The following is a 17809-nucleotide window of genomic DNA, read 5'->3' on the forward strand; positions in this document are numbered from 1 at the left end:
AATCTTACAAAATTTGTGATGGATTTAATAGAATTCTTCACCATCTTCAGAATGGCATGATGCTTAAACACTCTGCCACGCCATGCTTCGAGGCCTCGGCGTAACGTCCCTACTCATCTTCGGAGAGGGGGTGGCTATGCTATGGCGATGGTATGGCGATGCAACGTCAAAAATGACCTAAAAAGGCATTTTTTCGCGATCAACCCATATTCGAAAAACTGTAAACATCTGATTGTCAGTCTAAACCACGTTTGACTAACAACTTAAAATACCCACCCCCTATGGCGACGCCACCCGTGCCGGCTTCATTGGTCTGTTGTCAGCTTCCTTATATCCTAACAATTAGTTACAGGCTATCTGCACTTAACCCTTATCCCCGCCAAACTCCATTAGGTAGGCTTTCAGAAAATCGTCCAGTTCGCCGTCTAACACGGCCTGGGCGTTTGATGTTTCATGGTCTGTGCGCAGGTCTTTCACCAGTTTGTACGGGTGCAGCACATAGTTGCGTATCTGTGAGCCCCATTCTATCTTCTTTTTATTACCCTCAATGGCATTGGTGGTTTCCATACGCTTGCGCATCTCTATCTCATACAATTGCGACTTCAATAAACGCATAGCGTTATCCTTATTCTGCAATTGCGAACGCGATTCCTGGTTCTTGATGATAATGCCCGATGGCTTGTGGTAAAGCCTTACGGCGGTCTCCACCTTGTTCACGTTCTGCCCGCCTGCACCACCTGAGCGGAACGTTTCAAACTCCACATCAGCCGGGTTAATATCTATCTCTATGGTATCATCAACCAACGGGTACACATATACCGACGCGAAGGAGGTATGGCGCTTGGCATTTGCATCGAACGGCGAAATGCGCACCAGGCGGTGTACACCATTCTCGCCCTTAAGGTAACCGTACGCAAATTCGCCCTCTAATTGCAGGGTTACGGTTTTCACTCCCGCCACATCGCCTTCCTGGTAGTCCTGCTCGGTAACTTTGTAGCCGTTCTTTTCGCCCCACATAATATACATGCGCATGAGCATGCCGGCCCAGTCACAGCTTTCTGTACCGCCCGCGCCAGCTGTGATCTGTAGCACGGCATTCAGCTGGTCTTCTTCGGCCGAAAGCATGTTCTTAAATTCCAGCTCTTCGATAGCGGTAACAGCCTGATCGAACTGCTCCTGCATTTCGGCCTCGGTAGCATCGCCTCCCTGGAAGAATTCGAATAATACGCCGGTATCATCAACCACGGACGACACTTTTTGGTAAGCGTCTGTCCAGATCTTTTTGGCTTTGATTGAAGCCAATACTTTCTCGGCCTCTTTTGGATGGTCCCAAAAATGCGGACCTACAGTAATATCCTGCTCTTGCTGCAGCAGTTCTAATTTCTTGTCAATGTCAAAGATGCCTCCTCAGGGAAGCTGTTCTATCCCTTAAATCCTGAACTTGTTCTTTAGTCATGCGTCAAAGATAGGTTATTGGAGAGACAAGAAGCAAGGTAGATATTCGATAAACTATGTCAATCAGAGTGTAGCGAAGGATTTTATTAAAGAGATGTGATATGTCAAAGACTCAGTTTTGCGATGGTTGGGGTTATTGATTTTGGTTAAATAACAATGTTTATGGCGTTGCCGCTTTGCGGCCCGGGCTATCCGCTTTATCTGCTTCGCAGGATGCCGCTGCTATCCCTAACGCAACCTTTCCAGGTGGGTTTATTTTTGATGCTTAAGGCGGATGGCATATCGATAATTGCTTTAGTTCACCCCAGGCACTTTTATCTGGAACAATTTATCCCATTTTTTGCCGGTGACAAAAAGACGTTTGCCGGCGGCCTCCCAGGCAATGCCATTCAATACATCCGCATCAGGGTTATGTTGTGTGCGGTCGGGGTATATTTTTGCAAGGTCCAGCGTTTGCTCAACCGCACCGGTTTTAGGATCTATGACAACAATAACATCTTTTTGATAGACATTGGCAAAGATCTTCCCGTTAATAAATTCTAATTCGTTGATCTGGTTTATGGGCCCTTTGTCGTCGTAAACGTCTATGTAACCGGCCTGCTGATAAGTGTCTTTGTTAAGGAACCAGATACGGTTTGTGCTGTCGTCCATATACAGTTTATTACCGTCGAATGTCATGCCCCAGCCTTCAACACCTACATTGTTGGTAAATGTGCTCAGTAATTTAAACGTGTTTACATCATACACATACCCAATCTTTTCCGTCCAGGTAAGCTGTACTATCTTATTACCCACAAGTGATATCCCTTCTGCAAATATCTTCGGGTCGATATCTACTTTCTGCAGTACCTTACCTTGCACGGTAGTTTTCCGCAAACTCGATTGCCCTTCGGGATCAGCAGCCCGGCCGCCATCGCTTTCATAAAGAAAGCCATCGCGGTAAACCAGGCCTTCTGTATAGCTTGCAGTGTCATGCGCGAAGGTTGCCACCACCTGGTAGGTCAATTGCTGCGGTGCCTTTGCGGCCAGCACCACCACGTTGGTGGATGCGTCTTCGTGCTTACCGCCTTTGTAAACTTTCGCTGTAAGGTTTTTTATACCTAGTTTAAGTGTATCCGTTGTAAGCGTCAATGCCGACGAATCTTTTTTGGCTGCTATCCTTGTCGAGTCAAGCAGATAAACTACCGAATCGGGATTGAGGTCGGCAGTGTATCCGGCTTTCACAACTACATCTTTCCCGGCATTGAAGGTTGTGCCCGCATCAGGCGATATGGTAACGTTAAACCCGTTTCCGGCTTTGTCTTTACAGCCTGCAATTGTTGCCGTTATCGCGGCGATGGTTAGTATCGTTGTTAATTTCATCAGCTTTTTCTTATGGTCATTGTGAGCGACGGTGCAATTCCAGCAACAAATTTCCTATGAGATTGCTTCGTGCCTCGCAATGACATATTTGCTTAACATGTTGGGTAATGTGCCTACCCTATCGGCCAAAACGCGTCTTCGATGTGGTTCAGTTTATATTCTTCGGCTTTTAATAATACAGACACTATATCAAACCGCACTTCGCTCTTATGGTTCATCAGGTAAATATATTCATCAGCAGCTTCTGCCAGCAATTTTTGTTTACGGTCGTCTACAAAATCTTCGGGCTGACCAAAGCCCGTGCCTGTGCGGGTCTTTACTTCAATAAAAACAATGATACCGTTTTTGTAAGCGATCAGGTCAACTTCGAGTTTGCCATGCGTCCAGTTCTCTTCTAATATTTCATAACCCAGGCTTTCCAGGTGGGCTTTGGCAATCGCTTCTCCCCGTCGACCAAGATCGTTATGAACTGCCATTATTTTATGATGACTGAGCCCAGGTAATCTGAGATGTACTTCTCCACTTTTTTTAGCTGGATATATCTCCCCATCAATATCTCTTCCTCTTCGGCGTTTTGTGCTGCCTGTAGCTCTTTACGCAGGTTTTCTAAAATCACGCTCACCTTTTGCTGTTTTAGGTGGAAAATAGCGCCCAAGACCGTAGCCCGCATATTCTGCGTTTCATCGCTTACCAAAATCTTGTGCATCTCATACCAGTTTTCACTTAATGTATATCGGCTGGCCAGCAAATCTACCGACAGGTCTACAATCTGCTTATCCGGATGATGGATAAAGAATTGCTCATCGGGCAAAACACCATCTTCCACCTGCTTGCGGTAGATATCAATAAACATTTTGCACTGCTCATTGTCGAAGGTCACATCATCTAACTGACTGATCACAAACGGCCCGATATAGGTATTTGCTATATCATCCCAATCGACAATGCGGTTGCCGTAATGCAGCAGTAAACGTATTACTTCTTTCTCCTGCGTTAAGCCTGTATGCTTTTCGCGCGGTGCTTCGAGCGTTGGCGCAGGTTGGGTATTATCCTGATAAGCCTCTATCCTTTCGGCCTGCAGACCTGTTTTCTTCGAGCGCGCCAAACGCATTTTGTTTAGCTCGGTGAGCAGTACCCGCTCTTCTATCTGCATTTGGTGGCTGCACTCGCGAATGAATACCGAAGCTTTTATAGAATCAGGTATTCGCGCGATACTTTCTACCACCTCACGTATCACCTCGGCACGGCGCAAAGGATCGCTGCCTGCGTCTTTTAATAAAATGCTTGTCTTGTAAGGAATAAAATCCTTTTTATTGTGCTCTATGTATTGCTTAAATGCACTTGCACCTACTTTACGAACGTATGAGTCGGGGTCATCTCCATCCGGGAACAAGACCACCTTCACATTCAAGCCTTCTTCAAGTATTAGGTCTAATCCGCGCAGCGATGCCTTTATCCCCGCGGCATCCCCATCATAAAGGATCGTGATATTTTGTGTCAACCGGCCAATCAGCCTAATCTGTTCTACAGTTAGGGATGTACCCGATGAAGCGACTACATTCTCGATGCCCGCCTGATGAACAGACAGCACATCGGCGTAACCCTCTACCAGGTAACAGTTGTCCTGCTCGCGGATGCTGCGCTTGGCAAAATATAAGCCGTACAAAACGTTCGACTTGTGGTATATCTCACTCTCCGGCGAGTTGACATACTTGGGTACGTTCTTATCACTTTTTAACGTTCGACCGCCAAAGGCTATTACCCGTCCGGTAAAACTATGGATGGGAAACATTACGCGGCCGCGGTAACGGTCATACAATGTGCCATTGTCGCGCTTTACGGATAACCCCGTTTCTTCCAGGTATTGCTCCTGGTAGCCCGACTTTATAGCTTCGCCTGTAAATGCTTCCCATTGATCGGGCGAATAGCCCAGTTCAAACTTGCGCATGACCTCTGGCGTAAAAGCACGCTCCCTAAAATAGCTGAGGCCAATAGACTTACCCTCGTCGGTATCCCACATGCTGCGCTGAAAGAACTGTGCAGCAAATGACGATACGATCATTAAGCTCTCGCGATGATTTTCGGCTTCCTTGTTCTCTGCAGACTCGACGGTTTCTTCAACTTCGATACCGTATTTTTTTGCAAGCCATTTGAGCGCTTCGGGGTAGGTAAACTTCTCCAGTTCCATTAAAAATGTCACTGCAGATCCTCCTTTACCAGATGAGAAATCCTTGAAAATCCCTTTAACCGGCGATACGGTGAATGATGGCGTTTTCTCGTTCGCAAATGGCGAAAGGCCCACATAGTTGGCACCACGTTTTTTCAATTGCACAAACTCGCCCACTACCTCAACAATGTCGGTAGCTTCCATAATTTTATCTACGGTGAGTTTGGTGATCATGCTAATGAAACGGGGTACAAAAATATGTTTTTGCACACGCTTACTCATTTCTAAAATAACAATAATTTCTCTAATGAGGCACAGGCACATCAGACCAAGAATCGAATGAAATAAATTAGATTACTTGTAGCGAAATGAAACTGATGTGCGTAAGTAGGTTAAAGATCTTTTATGAAAAAAATACTCTTACTTGTAGCGATTGGGGTTATCGTTTATACATCCTGCAAAAAAAATCCTGTTGAAGGCTTAGACCAATATGTATACGCAGAGAACAGTGATAATACAACCTTTAAATCAACCTACCCTGATGCAGGCTTTAGGTCCGTCATTAAAAAAGATACGCTTTATGTGCGTGGGTCATCGGGTGAAGACCACTTGACTATACGCTTAATTAACAAGGGAGCGGGTGTGTACAGATCGCCCGACCTGGATGCGATGCTTTACACCACGGTTGGGCAGGATGTGGTTGTAAGGACCTATCACCTCAATACCGACCCAGCCAATATTGTTAAAATAACAGATATAGACCAGGGCATAGTCAAAGGAACATTCGATCTTACTTTTAAGGAAACTACAAGAGGAATGACCGGAACACCGTCTACGCTGACATTAAGCAACGGCAGGCTGCGCTCTAAAATAAATAATGATAAGCTTGACCTGGAATTATTTTTTAAAATCTATTAATTTCAGCATTTAACGCACTTTTTCATTCCCTAAAGTTGTATGCGCTTTAAAACCATAATGTTTGCAATGGGTTTATGTACTTCGTATAACTATATAAACCATGTCTCCCATTTCTCCCTGGTTACAAAATGCAAACAAAAAGCTGCGGGAGGCAGCTTATAAGAACGTAAATTTTATAACAGCAAACGGCTACTCGTTTAACACTGTTTTAGCTGACGATAGCTGTTGGCTGATGGTTACCTGGCCAAAAGGCGCCCGTATCGCTTTCAGGCTGGCTTACGGACCGTCTGATATTCTTAGCGTAAAGAGCATTAAGGAAAAAGATGGTGGCATCGACATTGACTTAGAATCGAATAGCGGCCTCTATCAGATCACAATCGAATTTCCATCAGCAGACCAGCCGGTTTTACATCACACTACAACCTTCAAGCCTGCAGAAGATCTGCTGATCCCTTTCTGGCCCCGGGACATCATCGCCTTAGGCAATAATGCTAAAGAAAACTTTGCTGATGGCGAGGTTTACGTACAACAAGTTGGCGGTAGGTCGGGGCAGTTGTATTTTAGTCTTAAAGGTAAAAATGGAGGTTCTGTAATGTATCTGCAAAACCTTACCGCCCTTGCAGATTATAATCAGGATACGGAAACTTCGGCAATGGATACCGTTGGCGGTGAATGGCCCGAGATTGGCTTTGCACTGCCGCCAACCATTAAAGGCAAACCCATGCAAGCGGGTAAGACCTATACCATTTCTAACGCGTTTATCGCGTTCGCAGAAAATGCGCCTAAAACAGAAGCAGAGATCAGCACACAGTATCTTGACATGCTTGCTGCGGCTTATCTGGCCATGCCCAAACCCGATCCGCAATACATAAACTGGCCCGAGGTATTGGAAAAAGGGCTATATGACCTTATAGATAGCCCGGGGTGCTGGGCGCAGGTGGGTGGCAACCATTATTTTAATGCCTACGTGGCTGACTATGACACACCGCCCGAAGTAATGGTACAACTGGCCGTAATGCTGCCGCTTTTAGATTACGTTGAATGGAGCGGCCAAAGCCTGGAAGTAATAGATAAGGTCAGAGAAGGTTTACCTGCTTTTTATGATGAAAAGTATAACACTATTATGCGCTGGCACCCAAAGGTAGCAGATCAATTAGACGGCGCGGAAGAGCAAAAGCAACCATTGGTGATGGACGCATGGTATTTGCACCATCCGCTCCTGAACCTGTCCCGCCTGGCGTTAAAGGGGGATAAAGTCGCGAAAAAATTATTTCTTGATTCTTTAGAGTTTTCCATCAAAGTTGCCCACCACTTTAATTACACATGGCCTGTTTTCTACAAAATTGATACACTCGAAGTAGTAAAAGCAGAAACGCAACCCGGCAAAGGCGGCGAAAAAGATGTACCGGGCTTGTACGCGCACGTAATGCTGCAAGCTTGGGAGCTAACCGGCGATAAACGCTATCTCAACGAAGCTGAGAAATCTGCAAGGCATTTACAAGGGTTAGGTTTTGAGTTATTTTACCAGGCAAACAATACAGCTTTTACCACAGGTGCAATGCTGCGTTTATACAAGGAAACTAAAAAGGATATTTACCTTGACCTATGCCACTTGTGTATCGCCAACATTTTTAAAAACGTAAAACTTTGGGATTGTAACTATGGGTATGGAAAACACTTTAGCTCATTTTTTGCACTATATCCTCTGAGCGACGCACCCTATACTGCTGTATACGAAGAGCAGGAGATTTTTTGCGCATTGCATGACCTGCTGCACCTGGCAGAGGATGTAGACATACTTCCGTCGGCACGTTTACTGATCGCAGAGTACATCCGCTTTATTACTGCGAGGGCAGCTTATTACTATCCAACCATGCTGCCTAAAGAAATGCTGGAAGAAAAACCAAAAACAGGTGAAGTAGATCACAATTTGTGGATAGCACTTGAGGACCTGCATGATGGCTGGGAAAAATCAGGATCGGTGGGACAGGAAGTATATGGCGCGGGCAACGCCTTCGGCATTCTGCCAAGACATTACATGCGCGTACCCGGAGATCATTTTATGATCTTCACCGACTATCCGAGTTATAATTTCAGTGCAAAGAAAAGCAGCCCGGCGCATCTGCGCTTAGCCGGCGATGGACGTCTTAACTGCCGTATTATGCTCATCAAGACCGATAAGACCAAGCTGCCTGAAGTGAGGGTTTTGGCAAACAGGAAAGAGGTCGCATGCAAAAAAGTTGAAGGCGGCAACCTGGAATATACTGTACCCGGCGATGCGCAGGTTTCTATTACCTGGAACTCATAAAGTAATTGTTATGGGAACCTAAGTCTGACTGTCAGCGTAATCCTTTCCTTAATCTGTGAAATCAAGGTTATAATCAGTAATTTTGCCGCTCACAATTTTTGGATATGAGCAAGCGTATAAAAGTTAAGGCATTATTAGAAAGCACGCAAACAAACATCGAGGTTACAGTTATGGGGTGGGTCCGCACTTTCCGTAACAACCAGTTTATCGCTTTAAATGATGGCTCAACCAATAGTAATATCCAAATAGTTGTCGACTTTGAAAACACCGACCCCACACTGCTAAGACGCATTACTACAGGCGCGGCACTTAGCGTCACCGGTACGTTAGTCGAGTCGCTGGGCAAAGGCCAGAAGTTTGACATCAAGGCAACCGCTATTGAAGTGTTGGGCGACAGCGACCCTGAGAAATACCCGCTGCAACCAAAAAAGCATAGCCTTGAGTTTTTACGTGAAATAGCTCACTTGCGCTTCCGTACCAATACATTCGGTGCTATTTTCCGAGTGCGCAACAGCCTGGCATTCGCGGTCCACAAATTCTTTCAGGAGCGTAGCTTTGTTTACCTGCATACACCTGTCATCACCGCGTCTGACGCTGAAGGTGCCGGTGAAGCATTTAAAGTAACTAACCTTGATCTTGACCGCCTGCCGCGTACAGATGACGGACAGATTGATTACAAACAAGATTTTTTTGGCAAGGCCACCAACCTTACTGTATCCGGGCAGTTAGAGGGCGAACTTGGTGCAATGGCGCTAAGTGACATTTATACCTTCGGTCCTACATTTCGTGCCGAAAATTCCAATACTACCCGCCACTTGGCAGAATTCTGGATGATAGAGCCCGAAATGGCTTTCTATGACCTGGAAGACAACATGGACCTGGCTGAGGCGCTGCTAAAATATACCATAAGCTATGCTTTAGAACATAATGCTGAGGATATTGAGTTTCTAACTCAGCGTTTGGCCGACGAAGACAAGCAGAAACCGCAGAACGAGCGCTCGGAAATGAGTTTATTGGAGAAACTGCAATTTTGCCTCGATAACGATTTCCAGCGCCTGACTTATACCGAGGCGATTGATATCCTGAAGGATTCTACTCCGAACAAGAAGAAAAAATTCCAGTACCTCATAGAAGAATGGGGTGCCGACTTGCAGTCGGAACATGAACGCTATTTGGTTGAGAAACACTTTAAAAAACCCGTTATCCTGACCGACTATCCAAAAGAGATCAAGGCATTCTACATGCGCCAGAATGACGACGGTAAAACAGTTAGGGCAATGGATATTTTATTCCCGGGTATTGGTGAAATTGTCGGCGGATCGCAACGCGAAGAACGTTTGGAAAAACTGGAGCAACGCATGGGCGAGATGGGCATCCCAACTGAGGAACTTTGGTGGTACCTGGACACCCGCCGCTTTGGTGCGTGCCCCCACGCCGGCTTCGGTTTAGGCTTTGAACGTTTGGTGTTGTTTGTTACCGGTATGGGTAACATCCGCGATGTAATTCCTTTCCCAAGGTTCCCAAAAAACGCGGAATTTTAGTAATACGATTCACTGATTGATTATGATTACACTGATTTAAGAGAACAATCGGTGTAATCATTTGTGGAATCAGTGAAATCAACAATGTTAGTTTCCTAATCTTTTCAAAGCTATATACGCCATCAACCCGGTGCTGCCCATTAATGACGACTCTTCTACGTCGAAAGTTGGTGTGTGCACAGATGAGGTGATGCCACGTGCTTCGTTGCGCGTACCCAGGCGGTAAAAGCAGCTGTCTGCCACTTGAGAATAATAAGCAAAATCTTCCGCAGCCATCCAGATATCCAGGTCGAGCACGTTTTCTTTTCCTAAATATTCTTCGGTGTAAGCGCGCACTTCGGCGGTTAATTTTTCTTCGTTGATCAGAAACGGATAGCCCCGACGTATATCAAAATCGCATGTCGCTCCCATGCTTTCGCAAAGGCCTTCGGCCATTTTTTTCATTTTAATATGCGCTTCGTTACGCCATTGCTCGTCCATGGTGCGGAAAGTGCCTTCCAGGTAAACCTCGTTCGGAATCACATTGGTTGCGCCGTTCGCGATCACTTTACCGAATGATAATACCGAGGGGTTTTTAGGATCGGCAAAACGGCTAACTATTTGCTGCAAAGCAACCAGCATATGCGCGGTTATGATCACCGGGTCTACATTTTGCTGTGGCTGCGCGCCGTGCCCTCCTTTACCGATAACCTTAACATAAATTTCGTCTGTAGAGGCCATATACTTGCCCGCGCGGAAACCCACCTTACCAGCATCGATAAAAGGCATTACATGCTGACCGATCACTGCTTGTGGTTTTGGATTTTCTAGCACGCCTTGCTGTATCATCAGGTTTGCACCACCGGGCAATTTCTCTTCCGCCGGTTGAAAGATCAATTTGACTGTCCCGCCAAAATCATCTTTCATTTTGCTAAGGATGGTGGCTGTGCCTAGTAGTGAAGATGTATGCGCGTCATGGCCGCAGGCATGCATTACACCATGATTTTTGGATTTATATTCCACCTCGTTCGCCTCTATGATCGGCAACGCGTCCATGTCCGCGCGAAGCGCAACGACATTGTCAGATGGTTTACTGCCTTTTATCAGACCTACTAAACCATTATCAGCCATGCGCTCATACGGGATGCCTAATTCATCAAGTTTCGAAGCAACGAAAGCAGAGGTCTGCACTTCATTAAAAGACAATTCGGGGTTGGCGTGCAAATGGCGGCGATTGCTCACAACGTCGTTATAAATATTCTCGGCGTGCTGCTGTATAATTTCCTTAAGCATATATCAGGGGGTGTCTGTCGTTAATTTAGGCGGATTTATTTTTTCGTTGATGATAAACATTAGCGGAAACCACGGCTTTAAATTTTGCTGCATTTTGGCTGCTTCCAGCCTTGTGCGGAAGTCGCCTATGCGCACTTTAAAGTTTGGCTCGCGGTATGAAATGTAAGTTGGGACGTCGGGATAATCTTCCTGAAATTTAGCCTGAGCCTTAAATGCTTCAGTACGGTTAGAACCCGTATAGATCTGCACGCGGTAACCATATGATGAGAATCCGCTTGTACCACCCGCACCGGCAGTTTTACCTAAGCGGGTAAACCGTTTAGCGATCAGCGTATCAATACGCGGGTCTTTTATCACCTCGACCGTTCCACGGATTTGCGCATGAGCGCTGTAAAAGAAAAAGCATCCGCCCAAGAGTAATATTACTTTGTAAACAGAGGCTTTTGTTTTCATAATATCTTAAAAATGCGTCATTGCGAGGAGCGTAGCGACAAGGCAATCTCCTACTTACAGAGCGGCTATGCTAATCGTGGATTGCTTCTTCGCCGTTGGCTCATCGCAATGAAGTATTATTTTTATTCTGCTAAGCACTTGCACGCTTGCCGTCTGGGATGCCGAAACAAGTTCGGCATGACCTAACAGTTTAATTAATTCTGCCCTACGCCGTGGCAATTTTTAAATTTCTTACCGCTACCACAAGGGCAAGGGTCGTTACGGCCAATCTTAGGGTCCACCCGCACCGGGCTTATTTTTTGTTGTTGCATTTCGGGCATATCAGCTACACCTACATTGCCACCATCCTCAAACTCGGCTTTGGTTGTGCGCATTTTACGCATGTCCGTTTTAGGCGCAGGCCTTGCTTCTTGTATCTCTTCAGGTTCTTGCTGGGTTGGTATGCCGCCACGGAACAAGAAGCTAACGATCTCTTTGTTCACATTGGCAAGCATAGCACGGAACAGCTCAAACGCTTCGAACTTATAAACCAATAATGGATCCTTTTGCTCATAAACCGCGTTCTGAACGGACTGCTTTAACTCGTCCATCTCGCGCAAGTGTTCTTTCCAGGCATCGTCGATCATTTCGAGGGTTACGTTTTTCTCGAATGATTTAAATACTTCTAAACCGTGATTTTCCACAGCTTTTTTAAGCGGCACGGCTATTTGTATACCATGAATGCCATCTGTAAACGGAACAATGATATTTTCTATCTGCTGACCGCGATGATCATACACATCTTTTAAAACAGGGTAAGCCTGGTTAGCGATAGCTTCTTGCTTCCGGGCATAAAAATCTGTAATGATAGCAAACGCCTCGTCTGTAAGCTGCGCGATGCTTGATCCGGTAAACTGATCAGCACCAATTTCAATATCAACAGAAAACAAGCGGATGATCTCCAGTTGGAAGCCTTCGTAATTGTTAGACTCTTTGTATTCTGTAACCACATCTTCAACCACGTCGAAAATGGTATTGCTGATATCGACATCCAAGCGCTCGCCAAATAACGCGTTTTTACGTTTAGTGTAGATAACAGTACGCTGAGCGTTCATTACGTCATCGAACTCCAGCAAACGTTTACGTATCCCAAAGTTGTTCTCTTCTACCTTTTTCTGCGCACGCTCTATAGATTTAGATATCATGGAATGCTGGATAACTTCGCCCTCTTCGATACCCATGCGCACCATCAAATTGGAGATACGCTCTGAACCGAATAAACGCATCAGGTTGTCTTCTAATGATACGAAGAACTGCGACGAGCCCGGGTCGCCCTGGCGGCCTGAACGGCCACGCAACTGGCGGTCGACACGGCGCGACTCGTGGCGTTCTGTACCCACAATTGCCAAACCACCTGCTTCTTTAACACCCTCGCCTAATTTTATATCCGTACCACGGCCGGCCATGTTGGTAGCAATGGTTACTGTGCCTGCCTTACCGGCTTCTGCAACGATATCTGCCTCTTTCTGGTGAAGCTTTGCGTTCAATACGTTGTGTTTGATACCGCGCAGTTTCAGCATACGGCTTACCAACTCAGATATTTCTACCGAAGTTGTACCTACCAGTACAGGCCTGCCTTCTTGCGTTAATTTAACGATCTCGTCGGCAACTGCATTGTACTTTTCGCGCATGGTACGGTACACCAGGTCCTGGCGGTCGTCGCGCTGTGCGGTGCGATTGGTTGGTATCTCAACCACGTCCAGTTTATAGATCTCCCAAAGCTCGCCGGCTTCGGTTATGGCAGTACCGGTCATACCACAAAGTTTGTGGTACATCCTAAAGTAGTTTTGCAGGGTAATTGTAGCAAACGTCTGTGTTGCGTCTTCCACCTTTACATTCTCCTTAGCCTCGATCGCCTGGTGCAAACCGTCTGAGTAACGGCGGCCATCCAATACACGGCCTGTTTGCTCATCAACAATTTTTACTTTGCCTTCGTCAAGAATATATTCAGTGTCTTTCTCAAACAGCGTATAAGCTTTCAGTAATTGATTGATAGAATGGATACGCTCAGACTTGATAGAAAAATCGCGCATCAGCTCATCTTTGCGGTGTACTTTTTCCTCTGTGCTTAGGTTAGAGCGTTCTATCTCTGCCACCTCGCTGCCCACATCAGGCATCACAAAGAAATGCGGGTCTTCGCCCGACGCGGTGATCAGTTCGATACCTTTTTCAGTCAATTCAACGGAGTTGCTCTTCTCATCGATCACAAAAAACAGTTCGGCGTCAACCATGGGTATTTCTTTGCCCTGGTCTTGCATGTAGTAATTTTCTGTTTTTTGCAGAACGGTACGGTTAGCACCCTCGCTCAGGAATTTAATGAGCGCTTTACTTTTTGGCAAACCGCGGTGCGCGCGAAGTAATGCCAAGCCACCTTCATCAGTACCGGTTTTTCCGTCATTTATCTGTTTCTTCGCTTCATTAAGCGCGGTGTTCACGTAACCTTTTTGAGCTTCAACCAAACGCTGAATGCGTGGTTTCAACTCATAAAATTCATGCTGATCGCCTTTAGGGATCGGGCCAGAAATGATCAATGGCGTACGGGCGTCATCCACCAAAACAGAGTCAACCTCATCCACCATCGCAAAGTGTAGTTTGCGCTGAACCAATTCTTCAGGAGTACGCGTCATGTTATCGCGCAGGTAGTCAAAACCAAACTCGTTATTGGTACCAAAAGTAATATCAGCTCCGTAAGCTTTGCGGCGTTCCTCAGAATTCGGCTCGTGCTTATCTATACAATCAACAGTCAATCCGTGGAACTCATATAACGGGCCCATCCACTCAGAGTCGCGGCGTGCCAGGTAATCGTTTACAGTTACAATGTGCACACCCTGGCCGGCTAATGCATTCAAATAAGCAGGCAAGGTAGCAACCAAAGTTTTACCCTCACCCGTGGCCATCTCGGCAATCTTACCCTGGTGCAATACTACACCGCCAAATAGCTGCACATCATAGTGCACCATGTCCCAGGTTACCTGGTTACCGGCAGCAAGCCATGTATTATGGTGGATGGCTTTATCACCTTTGATAATAACGTTTGATTTGCGTGCCGCCAGCTCGCGGTCGCTTTGCCAGGCGGTTACTTCAATTGTAGGATTTTCTTTAAATCTGCGTGCAGTTTCTTTAACTACGGCGAACGCCTCGGGCAAAATTCGCAACAAAATTTCCTCGAGGTTTTTATCGCGGTCTTTTTGCAGTTTGTCTATACGGGTGTATAGCTCAACTTTTTCGTCTACTGCTATGCCCTCGCTTTCGGCTTGTTCCTTTGCCGATGCGATCTCGCTATCGATATCTGCTAAACCTTCGCTAATGATCTGCTTAAAGCCCAAGGTTTTATCCCGCAACTCGTCATGGCTTAAACCGCCAAGTTTCTCAAATTCGGCCTTTGCCTTATCTACTAAAGGCTGTATGCTTTTTAAGTCCCTCTCCGACTTGTTGCCGAAAAGTTTACTGATAAATCCTAACATGTTATTGTATTATGATGCTTGCTAATCAACTTTTGCGCCACTACGCGTTAAAAGCCATTATGACAGGTAAAGGTACGGTTTTCAAGCCAAATGAGAATAAAGAACAAAGAAGCAAGAGCCAAGACGGCAGTTGGTTTGATAACATGATAAAGGTTATCTCAACGGGAGGTGTCTTTATTCTTAGCTCTTGCATCTTGACTCTAATATCTATCTTCGCAATATGAATATTCTTTTGATTGGCAGTGGTGGCCGCGAAAGTGCATTTGCATGGAAGCTTTCACAAAGCCCGCTTTGCGACAAATTATTTATAGCACCCGGCAACCCGGGTACTGCTGCTTTTGGTATGAACGTAAATATAAAAGTCGCCGACTTTGCCGCCCTAAAGCAATGCTGCCTTGACAATCAAATTGATATGGTAGTAGTGGGCCCCGAAGAGCCGCTGGTTAAAGGCATCCACGATTACTTTTTAGCTGATGAGCAGATCAAACATATCCCCGTTATCGGCCCGCAGCAGCAAGGGGCCCAATTGGAAGGCAGTAAGGATTTTTCCAAACAGTTTATGAACCGCCATAATATCCCGACAGCGGCCTCACAAACTTTCACGCGGGAGACGTTATCAGAAGGCATTAGTTACCTGGCGACAGCCGGGCTTCCTGTGGTGCTTAAAGCAGACGGTTTGGCTGCCGGCAAGGGTGTGCTGATCTGCACAACTTTAGCGGAAGCGGAACAAGAATTAACCGCAATGCTGACCGAGGCTAAATTTGGTACTGCGAGCGACAAAGTGGTTATTGAACGATTTCTGCAGGGAATAGAACTATCCGTTTTTGTATTGACAGACGGCGTCAACTATAAAATACTGCCCGAAGCCAAAGATTATAAACGCATTGGCGAAGGTGATACCGGCTTAAACACAGGTGGTATGGGATCGGTATCCCCCGTGCATTTTGCCGATGCCATATTTATGCAGAAGGTAGAGCAGCGCATTGTTATTCCAACTATCGATGGCCTGAAACAAAATAACATTCCTTATAAGGGATTCATTTTTATCGGGCTGATGAATTGCGGTGGTGAACCTTTTGTAATTGAGTATAATTGCCGCATGGGCGACCCCGAAACAGAAAGCGTTCTTCCTAGAATTGAGTCGGATTTGGTTGATCTTTTAAAAGGTGTCGCCAATGGCAACCTTGACACAAAAGAATTAGTAATTTCAGATAAGATAGCAGCGACTGTGGTCTGCGTGGCAGGAGGTTATCCGGGCGAGTATCTGAAAGATAAAACCATTACCGGGTTGGATAATGTGCGTGGGTCGATGGTTTTCCATGCAGGCACTTATGCCGATGGCGAGGACATCAAAACATCAGGCGGACGTGTGCTTGCGGTCACATCATTGCAGGACGATCTGTTTACTGCTTTGCAGCAAGCCACGCTGGATGCGAGCCGCATTTATTATGACGGTAAATATTTTAGAAAAGATATTGGGTTTGATCTGATATAAGCCATACCACAAACAATTGTTGTCATTCTGAGCGAAGCGAAGAATCTTATTCAGTATCGCAATTACGCATAAGATTCTTCGCTTCGCTCAGAATGACAAAAAACTTTAAATGCAAAGAGACGCACATTGCGTCTCTTTTCATTTAACCATATGTTCTGGAGAAATATTACTCCGCTTTAGTTGCTTTTTTGTTTGCGCCTAAAACCTCGTTTAGTTTGTTGACCAGGTCTTCGCCGCGCAGATTTTTACCGATGATCTTTCCGCTTGGATCAAGCAAAAAGTTCTGCGGAATGGCTTGCACACCGTATAATTGAGCGGCATCGTTTTGCCAGAATTTCAAATCAGACACATGGGTCCATGCCAAACCGTCTTTATGAATAGCAGCTAACCATTTATCCTTTGCATTCGGGCGATCAAGCGATACGCTTAAAATGGTAAAGTTTCTGTCCTTGAATTGGTTGAAGGCCTTCACCACATTTGGGTTTTCACGGCGGCAAGGACCGCACCAGCTTGCCCAAAAGTCGACCAATAGATACTTACCGCGAAATGATGACAGCGCCACCATCTTGCCGTTTGTATCTGCCATAGCAAACTCCGGCGCAACTTTACCATAGGCCACGCCCTTTAATTTGTCTAATTGGGCAGCATAAGCTTTACCACTGGTTGTGGCTTGCAGTTCCGGAGTAAGGTTGTGAAACAAAGGTTCAACATCCGCGTAATCGGCACTGTAAGTATAACTGCGCAACGCATTCAGGCTGATCAACGAACCGGGATGTTCTTGTATGAATTTCTTGGTTACCGCGTTTTCCTGGTTGTCTATCGCTTTTTCTGCGGCCGCGTTTTGCTTTGCAAAGGCTTCAGATGCTTTTACCTCATCACTTACGCCTTTGTTTTTAGCTTCCAAAGCTTCGTATTGCGCATACACAGGTTTCAAAGCGGCTTTGTAAGCGGCATCTTCTTCTGCTATTTTGGTACCGGTAATGCTGGCACGAATGGCAGAATCTGCGCTGGTAACAGTTGTTACACCTTTGTCAATATATAATGAAGTATAATCATACGGCGAATGCATGCCATCACCTTTTGCATTGATGTACAAGGCGGCTTGCACAGGTTCTTTTACGCTGCCCTGAAATTCAAAAGCTCCGTTTTTTAAAACAGCTGAATCTGTAATGTTCTTGTCGCCGTCCCGGTACCTTAAATAAGCTTTCGCCGGCGCATTGCCTGTGCCAATTTTACCTTTAATTGTAAAGTTGTTGCTTTGCGCTAAACCAACTGTTGGCAAGGCAATTAAAGCGGTATATACTAATTGTTTGATCATAATTTGTGGTGACGTAT

General features: G+C 45.7%; 12 protein-coding genes. 4 read left to right on the forward strand and 8 right to left on the reverse strand.

What is annotated here, in order from left to right; all coding sequences use genetic code 11:
- Positions 1-363: 363 nt before the first annotated feature.
- From prfB to dnaG, 4 genes are all read right to left on the reverse strand, one after another.
- A protein-coding gene (prfB, locus tag GO620_RS11175) for a peptide chain release factor 2 (protein WP_157525443.1) occupies positions 364-1456 on the reverse strand; the annotation gives its coding sequence in 2 pieces (ribosomal slippage) (positions 364-1395 and positions 1397-1456; 1092 coding nt in all).
- Between the two features lie 293 nt (positions 1457-1749).
- Positions 1750-2817, reverse strand: a complete 1068-nt coding sequence (locus tag GO620_RS11180; RefSeq protein ID WP_157525444.1) for a glutaminyl-peptide cyclotransferase — start codon at positions 2815-2817, stop codon at positions 1750-1752.
- 113 nt (positions 2818-2930) lie between these two features.
- Positions 2931-3293, reverse strand: coding sequence for a YraN family protein (locus GO620_RS11185; RefSeq protein ID WP_157525445.1), 363 nt, complete (start codon positions 3291-3293; stop codon positions 2931-2933).
- Complete coding sequence (dnaG, locus tag GO620_RS11190; RefSeq protein ID WP_157525446.1) at positions 3293-5218, reverse strand: DNA primase; 1926 nt, start codon at positions 5216-5218, stop codon at positions 3293-3295. Before dnaG ends, GO620_RS11185 begins: the two co-directional genes overlap by 1 nt.
- A gap of 171 nt (positions 5219-5389) precedes the next feature.
- Between dnaG and GO620_RS11195 the strand changes: the two genes are divergently transcribed.
- The 3 genes from GO620_RS11195 (at position 5390) to asnS (ending at position 9751) form a co-directional block, all read left to right on the forward strand.
- Complete coding sequence (locus GO620_RS11195; protein WP_157525447.1) at positions 5390-5902, forward strand: DUF6252 family protein; 513 nt, start codon at positions 5390-5392, stop codon at positions 5900-5902.
- Between the two features lie 100 nt (positions 5903-6002).
- Entirely contained in the window at positions 6003-8210 is a 2208-nt protein-coding gene (locus GO620_RS11200) for a hypothetical protein (RefSeq protein WP_157525448.1), read from the forward strand.
- A gap of 104 nt (positions 8211-8314) precedes the next feature.
- The gene (gene asnS / locus GO620_RS11205) at positions 8315-9751 is read left to right on the forward strand and encodes an asparagine--tRNA ligase (RefSeq protein WP_157525449.1); all 1437 of its coding nucleotides are present in this window, start codon (positions 8315-8317) and stop codon (positions 9749-9751) included.
- Between the two features lie 87 nt (positions 9752-9838).
- Here the strand turns inward: asnS and GO620_RS11210 are convergent, their stop codons facing one another.
- The 3 genes from GO620_RS11210 to secA all read right to left on the reverse strand — a co-directional run bounded on the left by GO620_RS11210 (position 9839) and on the right by secA (position 14979).
- A complete protein-coding gene (locus GO620_RS11210) occupies positions 9839-11023 on the reverse strand; it encodes a M20 metallopeptidase family protein (RefSeq protein WP_157525450.1) in 1185 nt (394 codons plus the stop codon).
- Between the two features lie 3 nt (positions 11024-11026).
- A complete protein-coding gene (locus GO620_RS11215; RefSeq protein WP_157525451.1) occupies positions 11027-11476 on the reverse strand; it encodes an SPOR domain-containing protein in 450 nt (149 codons plus the stop codon).
- A gap of 194 nt (positions 11477-11670) precedes the next feature.
- Positions 11671-14979, reverse strand: a complete 3309-nt coding sequence (secA, locus tag GO620_RS11220; protein ID WP_157525452.1) for a preprotein translocase subunit SecA — start codon at positions 14977-14979, stop codon at positions 11671-11673.
- 220 nt (positions 14980-15199) lie between these two features.
- On the opposite strand from secA, the gene purD reads away from it, so the two are divergent.
- Entirely contained in the window at positions 15200-16474 is a 1275-nt protein-coding gene (purD, locus tag GO620_RS11225; RefSeq protein WP_157525453.1) for a phosphoribosylamine--glycine ligase, read from the forward strand.
- Positions 16475-16640: 166 nt separating this feature from the next.
- Here the strand turns inward: purD and GO620_RS11230 are convergent, their stop codons facing one another.
- The gene (locus GO620_RS11230; protein WP_198173569.1) at positions 16641-17792 is read right to left on the reverse strand and encodes a TlpA disulfide reductase family protein; all 1152 of its coding nucleotides are present in this window, start codon (positions 17790-17792) and stop codon (positions 16641-16643) included.
- Between the last annotated feature and the right edge of the window lie 17 nt (positions 17793-17809).

The sequence above is a fragment of the Mucilaginibacter ginkgonis genome, assembly GCF_009754905.2.
In the GTDB taxonomy this organism is placed as follows: Bacteria; Bacteroidota; Bacteroidia; order Sphingobacteriales; family Sphingobacteriaceae; genus Mucilaginibacter; species Mucilaginibacter ginkgonis.